This is a genomic window from Pauljensenia sp. C0254C2 (assembly GCF_056583835.1).
In genome coordinates this window covers 64,801-72,837 of record NZ_JBWPJO010000011.1, presented here as the reverse complement: position 1 = coordinate 72,837, position 8,037 = coordinate 64,801, and the positions used below count along the sequence as shown (strand labels likewise).

Sequence of the window (8,037 nt, the reverse complement as noted above, 5' to 3'; positions counted from 1 at the left end):
ATCCCAACCAAAAAAACTCAAAAAACAAAAACAAGCATCAACAAAACAAACACACTATCGAGTTCACAAACAACACCTACATACGGTCAAGAACTTTTAAGAAAGCCCTCTAGCGTAGTAAAACCACTAACACCAGAACCTCTCGGCTCCACCATCAGCGGCGAGAATTAAATATACTCACCTTGCCACTCGAGGTCAAACTTTGGCAGGGTGAGCATCGACACATTGAATCAAAAGCGCTTATTTCCAACGAAAACGACTCCTCCGGGTCGCGACCGTTCCACGGTCTCCACTCATAGTGAAGTGCGTGGAACATGCGGCGGCCGCCCTCGTCAATCCTGATGCACGATCAACGAAAGCGGCCACGCGCGCTTGCACTGTACTCAGCGAGTACCCAGGTGCTCCTGGTTCGGAATGTCCACGGTGGGAAGATCACGAACAGCCTGGCGAACCGCCTTGGACACGGCCACCGGCACGCGGTCATCAAAGACACCGGGAATGATGTAGCTGGGCGAAAGCTCGTCATCCGAAATGACGGATGCGATCGCCACGGCGGCAACCCTCAGGACTTCCGTCGTAATCTGGGAGACCTTCGCATCAAGCAACCCGCGGAACAGCCCTGGGAAAGCCAGCACGTTGTTGATCTGGTTAGCGTAATCGGAACGCCCCGTCGCAACGATGCGTGCGTATCGAGCGGCATCGAGCGGGTCAACCTCGGGTGTCGGGTTGGCAAGCGCGAAGACAATCGCGTCATCAGCCATCGTCGCCACATCTTCGCCGGTAATCAGGCCGCCGTGTGAGACACCGATAAACACATCAGCATCGCGCAGACCATCCTTAAGGTTGCCGGTTACCCGACGCGGGTTCGTATGCTCAGCAAGCCAGCGACGCGAAGCATGCATGCCTGCAACGTTATCCGCACACAGCGCTCCAGTGCGGCCATACCCCACGATATCCTTTGCTCCCTGAGCCATCAGGAGACGGATAATCGCTGACCCGGCGGCCCCCACACCCGACACAACGATGCGGACCTCGTCAATCTTCTTGTCCACCAGCTTGAGCGCATTGAGCAAAGCTGCCAGGACAACAATCGCGGTGCCGTGCTGATCGTCGTGGAAAACCGGAATATCAAGTTCCTCGCGCAGGCGTTCCTCAATCTCGAAGCAGCGAGGTGCTGAAATGTCCTCCAGGTTGATGCCCGCATAGGCCGGTGCGATCGCCTTGATAATCGAGATGATTTCCTCGGTGTCCTTTGTGTCGAGGACGACTGGCCACGCGTCCACACCACCGAACTGTTTGAACAGGACCGCCTTGCCCTCCATCACTGGAAGCGCAGCAGCAGGACCAATGTCTCCCAGCCCCAGCACAGCCGTCCCGTCTGAAACGACGGCCACCGTATTGGACTTCATGGTCAACAGGTGGGCTTTTTCCGGCATGTCGTGAATGGCAGTGCATACACGAGCCACACCCGGGGTATAGATGCGCGACAAGTCGTCACGGTTACGCAGCGGGACGCGCGGAGCGATGGCGATTTTTCCGCCGATATGAGCGAGGAAGGTCTGGTCTGACACGGCTGCAGTATGAATGCCAGGCAGGGCGTCGAGGGTAGCTTCCACTTCGCGTCGATGGTTTGAATCACGCATATCGCAAGTCAGATCAATGGTCATATGGCCGCGATCTGAATCCGCGACATCGAATCCCTTCACCTGGGCACCTGTGGCGGTCACCGTATCGATGATGGTGGCGATGGACGCTTGTGATTCATCAAATTCAAGCCTGTAGGAGGCGGTATATGACGGAGAAGTACGCATACAAACAATCATTCCTCAAAAGCGTAATGTTCACGCGGTATGTCAGTTCGTTCGTTTTGTATCGTACAAGCCTTTCGGAACGACGGTGTTAACGATCGCACAATGTGGACATCTTCGCGCTCAACAGGCGAAGACTGATCGGCGCATCCACACACCCCAGCTCAGCGGCGCTGTCCGCAAACCCGATGAGTCAGCGCCTCACCTGCGCGGCAAACAGGCGGGACGACAATGACACGTCAAAACGTCTACGCGAGTACATGTCAAATGCCACCGCCATGAGCAGGACGAGGCCCTTAATCACCTGACTTCGGTCAGAAGGGACCCCCAATAGGAGAAGACCATTGTTGAGTACCGCCATCACCAGTCCTCCAAGTACAGCTCCCGTCACCGTTCCTACGCCCCCGGAAACTGCTGCGCCGCCAATAAAGACTGCAGCGATCGCATCGAGTTCCCACAGGGTGCCGTCCTGGGGACCGGCAGCTGTCGCTCGACCAGCAAACATCATTCCGGCCAACGCTGCAAGAACGCCCATGTTGACCATGACAGCGAATTGGACTGCGCGGGTATTAACGCCGGACAAGGCCGCGGCATGAGCATTTCCACCTACTGCATATACGTGCCGGCCGAACGCAGTGTGCTCAGTGAGCAGCACATATGCAAACACGAGGATGAGCAGGAGCAGCCCGGGAACGGGGAAAGCACTCGTCGAGGTGTCGCCTCCGAAAAGCCATGTCAGTGCTCCCACAGCGACCATGATGAGCGCACAGCGCACTGCAGGGATCCAGAGTTCAGCTTCAATGGCTCCGCGAACGACACGACGCCGATACCGACGAATCACATTGACGACCAAAACCGAGGCCGTTACCACACCGACCAGCAGCGTTGAATTATTCATCCCCGTCCATGACGGTCCCCATTGAGGCAGCGTTCCAGCGCCCAGAACCTGGAACTCACGAGGCAGCGGGAACGACAGTGAACGCGACTCCCACACAATCGCTCCCCGAAAGAGCATCATTCCTGCCAGTGTCACGATGAACCCCGGGATCCCTACACGCGAGATCCATATCCCGTTCCACACTCCGATCAGTCCACCTATCAGAAGTCCGCAGACAAGTCCGAGCCACCATGGCACGCCCATCCCTTCAAAAAGCAAGGCCACCGTCATCGAGACGAAGCCCGCAACAGATCCCACCGACAAGTCGATTTGGCCGATGACAATCACCATGAGCATCCCGATGGCAAGCACTAAAATATAGGCGTTACCGGCCAGTAGGTTGTATGCATTCTGCGCCGTCAGCATCCGTCCTGACGTAGCGATATTGAAGAACAACGTCAGAGCGATGAGCAAAGCGACCATGAGGTGTAGCTGCGTGTGCTCACCAAACAAGCGACGGTACAAGCTCATCGCGTCTCCTACCTGGGCGATACGCACCTTTGAGTTCTTCCGAAATGGATACTGCCATTTTCATCCTAAACGCTCGGCGCACTCTGTGACATGCGCGCCACGTTTCACAGCGATCCCGAGGTTTAGGCATCGTGGTTTGGTACCGTGATTACGTGAGTGTGACAAGTGGACCCGTGGGTTCCCAAGTATCCTTACGTGAAGCGAATTCAGCGCGCGTGATCGATACTGTGCAGCGCTATGGGCAGATCACACAAGTCGAACTTGCCAGCGCAACGGGACTGTCACCTGCAACGATTTCCAACATCGTCAAAGTACTTCAGTCGCAGGGAATAGTTGAAACACGCAACACCATCAGATCAGGTCGGCGTGCTCAGCTGGTGACGCTAGCCCGCGAAACCGGACTGGCAGCTGGCGTCTATATCGGCCGACGTGCGCTGCATATCACGATCTCGGATGCTACAGGACGTGCACGAACCGATCAGTCTCTACCTTTGCCAATAGATCATCGCGTTGACACGACCCTTGACCGGACCGCTTTGCTGATCCTGGAATTGACAGACAAAATTGGAGCCACTCTTGACGAACTGGTCGGCATCGGAGTTGCATTGCCGGCCCCTATTGACCCCTCGAACACCAAGATCACGATTCCCGGCATCATGCGCGATTGGGAAAACGTGGACGTGCGCGACGTGCTCTCGCGTCGCTTAGGAAGCGAAGTCGTTGTTGACAACGACGCGAATGTAGGTGCCCTCGCTGAAAGTCGCTACGGCGCGCTCCGTGGTGCCGCCAACAGCATCTATGCGCGGGTCTCTTACCAAACCGGCGCAGGCGTACTGATCAACCACCAGCTTTATCGCGGCGCCCACGGCACCGTCGGCGAAATAGGACATATTCAGGTCGCCCCTCATGGCCCCATTTGTCGCTGCGGCGCACGAGGGTGTCTGAACACAGTTGTCGGCGCCGACGCTTTGATCGATTCCCTTCGCTTCTCACGAGGCGACCTCACCTTGCGAGATGTCATTGCACTGGCCAACGACGGAGATGCCGGGTGCCGCCAGGCGATTTCAGATGCGGGAGCGACCCTCGGATCTGTATTGGCAGATCTGGCGACGTGGTCTGATCCGCAAGTAATCGCCATCGGAGGAGAACTGGCGCAAACTGGCGACATCCTCATCGACCCTATCCGCGATGCAGTCAACAACCGCCCCCTGCTTACTCAGGCAGGTATCCACGTCGTTCCCGCGCAGCTTGGACCGCGCTCAGAGGTGATCGGTGCTTTCGCCCTCGCCATGGACACGTTCGGCCATCGCTCCAGCCACGAGGAGATGTCATGAGAACATCCGCTCCGCTTCTGGAAATCAGCAACGTCAGCCGCTTCTTCGGCGGCGTCGAAGCGCTCGTCGACGTCTCCATGACAGTTCACCGACATGAGGTCGTGGCGCTCGTTGGCGATAATGCGGCAGGCAAATCAACGTTGGCACGGATGATTGCCGGAGTTTATCCTCCCTCACGTGGACGCATCGTGATCGACGGCGAACCTGTCACGATTTCGTCAACGTCGCATGCTCACCAGCTCGGCATCGCCACAGTGTTCCAGGAACTGGCACTGTGCGACAACCTCGATGTGACGGCCAATATTTTTCTCGGAAACGAAATGCGCACCTCGCACTTACTAGACGACGACGCGATGGACGCATTAGCCCGCGAGTATCTGGAATCGTTGAATTCGAGAATCCCCGATGTCCATACGCCGCTCTATCAATTGTCAGCAGGACAGCGTCAGTGTGTGGCGATCGCGCGCACACTGGTCGCACACCCGAAAATAGTCATCCTTGATGAGCCAACCGCTTCACTTTCTGTGACTCAAACGGCTGAGGTACTGACTTACATTGAGCATCTGAGGGATCTCGGGTTGGGCGTCATTTTCATTTCGCATAATCTCACGGACGTGCGTGCAACAGCTGATCGCGTCGAAGTCCTCCGTCACGGGCGCAACAACGGCTCGTTCAACGCCCGCTCCACCTCCTACGAAGACATCATTGCTGCCATGACCGGAGCAACACGTGTTCAGTCCCCCAGATAAGGGACGAGGGCGACCCACAGGCCGCCCTCGTCGATGACAGAACGTCTACTTGGCTGCGTTGACGAGCTCCATGCGGTGGGCGTCGTCCTTGTAGATCTCCTCCGCATTGTCCTGAGTAACAATCTGCGGAGTCAGCAGGAAGGACGTGACAGCATGACCTTCCATGGATTCATACTGTTCTTTGTCCACAGTAGCGCCGTCAACGGTTGGGTCAGCATTTCCCTGTGCTGCCTCCATAGCCAGCTGAATGGCGCCCTTGACCAGGAGACGAGTGTCCTTGAAGATCGTGGAATATTGCTTGCCCTGGACAACCCAGCCTACAGATTCGTCTTCAGAGTCCTGACCCGTCACTACTGGAACAGGTTTTCCAGCCTGCTCAACGGCGGTGATGATTGCGCGCGCCAGTGTGTCGTTGGGCGAGAGTACACCGTCGGGAACTTCATCCCCCTGATAGGTGGACGTCAGCAACGAAGACATGCGATCCTGCGCATTATTGGGCTTCCACCCCTGAGTTGCGACCTTGGTGAAATCGTTTTGGCCAGATTTCACAACCAGGGTACCGTCATCGATCTTGGGCTGAAGCACTTCCATCGCACCGTTGAAGAATTTCAAGGAATTCGAATCGTCGGGCGAGCCGCCAAATAGTTCAATATCCCAGGGCGTGGGCGTACCCTTCGCCTCAAGTCCTTCCAGCAGTGCCTGACCCTGCAGCTTACCAACACCGTAGTTGTCGTAGGCGATGTAGTAGTCCTCGTCCGTGGTATTCGTCAAGAGTCGGTCGTAGGCGATGACGGGGATGCCCGCCGACTTCGCCTGCTGAAGCTGTGTGCCCAGTTGGGACCCGTCGATAGCGCCAATCAACAGAACATCAACGCCGTTCTCAATCATTGCGGCAATCTGGTTCTGTTGTTCGGCGACACCGCCATTTGCGAATTGCAAGGTACACGTGATGCCTGCTTCGGCACAGTCATCTTTAAACATTTGCTCGGCTTCAACCCAGTTTTGGGACGTCTTTTGCGGCATAGCGATGCCCAACGAAATATCCCCACCGGCGCTTCCCGCCGATTCTCCTGACGCACCTGAGTCCGCAGCAACACCGGATTGATCCGAGGTGCCCCCGCCTCGTCCACCGCACGCACTCATAGCAAAGGCGAGGGTGGAAACGGCGCAGACCGTCGCAATTTTCTTGAGAGGTTTCATGTCTTCCTTCTTTCGATAAGTGAGTCTGTCAGTGAATGCTCGTCTGTGAGAATCCACGCGCGCTCGGAACGTTTGATCCACTCCAACCGCGTGAGTTTGCCGACAAGCATCTGTTTGGTTTCATGGATCAGGCAGGTGAACTGCCCGTAGGCGATTCTCCTTTCGTGACAGGATCGACCGATGTTTTTCCAGCGTCGTTACTGATTTGCATGAGAGCTGACTCGTCCGCTTCGTCAATGGTTGGCGAGCCGGCAGTTAATTTTGCCGGGCTGCTGCCAGGAGAATTCTCCGCCGATTCGATGGCTCGCCTGTTTCGTATCGCGTTTTGGAACGTACCGATCAGCGAGCGCTTGCCCTGACGCTTGGAGTAGACGTCAACTGCGACGGCCAGGAGCAGAACGAGTCCCTTAATGATCTGTGTCCAGTCAGAGCCCACGCCCAGCAGCTGAAGACCGTTGTTCAGAAATGCCATTACCAGAGCGCCTACCATCGTTCCACCGATAGTTCCAATTCCGCCCCACACGGATGCGCCGCCGATGAAGCAGGCTGCGATCGCATCGAGCTCCCACATATTTCCGTCCTGAGGCCCCGATGAGGTGGATCGGCCGATAAACACCATCGCTGCGATAGCGGCTAGAACGGAGGAGGTACACATGACAGCGAAATTCGTGCGTTTGACGCGGATGCCTGTCAAAGCTGCTGCAGCACGGTTGCCACCAATCGCATAGACGGACCGTCCGATGATTGTGCGTGTCGAAATAAAGTGGAAAATGATGACAAGGACAACCACGATGAGTCCTGGTATCGGGAACGACGTGCCTGGCCTGCCTGTAGCGAAGAGCCACATCACGCCCAGGATGGCACCGCCTACAAGGACAAGACGCACAATCGGTACCCACAGTGGCGGCACATCTGACTGGGCCCGGAGGCTCTTGCGCCGACGGTTAAATTCGCCCCATGCCAGCGCGGCGACGATCAGAACAGCAAGGACCATCGTCGGCAAGTTAAAGGCTAAGACATCTGGAGCAATATCGGGCATATAGCCCGCGCCAAGGGTCTGGAAAAGCTCAGGGACAGGTACTGTCATGGATTTCCCAATGAACTGGTTGGCGCCTCTGAACAGCATCATGCCCGCCAGGGTTGTGATGAACGCCGGGATTCCCCATTGGGCTACCCAGAAACCCTGCCAGCATCCCACGAGGATGCCAACGCCCAGTCCTACCAGCAAGCCGACAACAGGCGGCAACCCGGATTCAGTCGTCAATTTGGCAACGATGATGCCAACGAAGGCTGCTACCGATCCCACCGACAAATCAATGTGCCCGGCAATGATGACCAGTACCATCCCCATCGCCAGGATCAGCACGTATGCGTTGCCCATGATCAGGTTCATGAGGTTCTGTGATTGCAGGACTTTGCCGCCCGTAAAGACCTGGAAAAACACGACGATCACCAGTAGCGCTGCGATCATCGCAAATTGTCGAAAATCGCCCCCGAAAAGAGCGCGAAAATTCTTTTTCATAGTGTGTCCTTTTCTC

General features: G+C 56.4%; 6 protein-coding genes. 2 read left to right on the top strand and 4 right to left on the bottom strand.

Annotation, left to right across the window (positions count from 1 at the left end; translation table 11 throughout):
- Positions 1-383 precede the first annotated feature (383 nt).
- Entirely contained in the window at positions 384-1,811 is a 1,428-nt protein-coding gene (locus tag AC1DA5_RS08555) for an NAD(P)-dependent malic enzyme (protein WP_092648329.1), read from the bottom strand.
- Positions 1,812-2,001: 190 nt separating this feature from the next.
- Positions 2,002-3,216, bottom strand: a complete 1,215-nt coding sequence (locus AC1DA5_RS08550) for an ABC transporter permease subunit (RefSeq protein WP_058236035.1) — start codon at positions 3,214-3,216, stop codon at positions 2,002-2,004.
- Positions 3,217-3,368: 152 nt separating this feature from the next.
- Between AC1DA5_RS08550 and AC1DA5_RS08545 the strand changes: the two genes are divergently transcribed.
- Positions 3,369-4,550 carry an ROK family transcriptional regulator gene (locus AC1DA5_RS08545; RefSeq protein WP_058236221.1) on the top strand — a complete coding sequence of 394 codons (1,182 nt, stop codon included), beginning with the start codon at positions 3,369-3,371 and terminating at the stop codon, positions 4,548-4,550.
- A complete protein-coding gene (locus tag AC1DA5_RS08540) occupies positions 4,547-5,299 on the top strand; it encodes an ATP-binding cassette domain-containing protein (RefSeq protein ID WP_058236036.1) in 753 nt (250 codons plus the stop codon). Before AC1DA5_RS08545 ends, AC1DA5_RS08540 begins: the two co-directional genes overlap by 4 nt.
- A gap of 45 nt (positions 5,300-5,344) precedes the next feature.
- On the opposite strand, the gene AC1DA5_RS08535 is transcribed toward AC1DA5_RS08540, so the two are convergent.
- Together AC1DA5_RS08535 and AC1DA5_RS08530 are read right to left on the bottom strand one after the other, a co-directional pair.
- A complete protein-coding gene (locus tag AC1DA5_RS08535; protein ID WP_058236037.1) occupies positions 5,345-6,499 on the bottom strand; it encodes a substrate-binding domain-containing protein in 1,155 nt (384 codons plus the stop codon).
- 127 nt (positions 6,500-6,626) lie between these two features.
- Positions 6,627-8,021, bottom strand: coding sequence for an ABC transporter permease subunit (locus AC1DA5_RS08530; protein WP_480289890.1), 1,395 nt, complete (start codon positions 8,019-8,021; stop codon positions 6,627-6,629).
- Between the last annotated feature and the right edge of the window lie 16 nt (positions 8,022-8,037).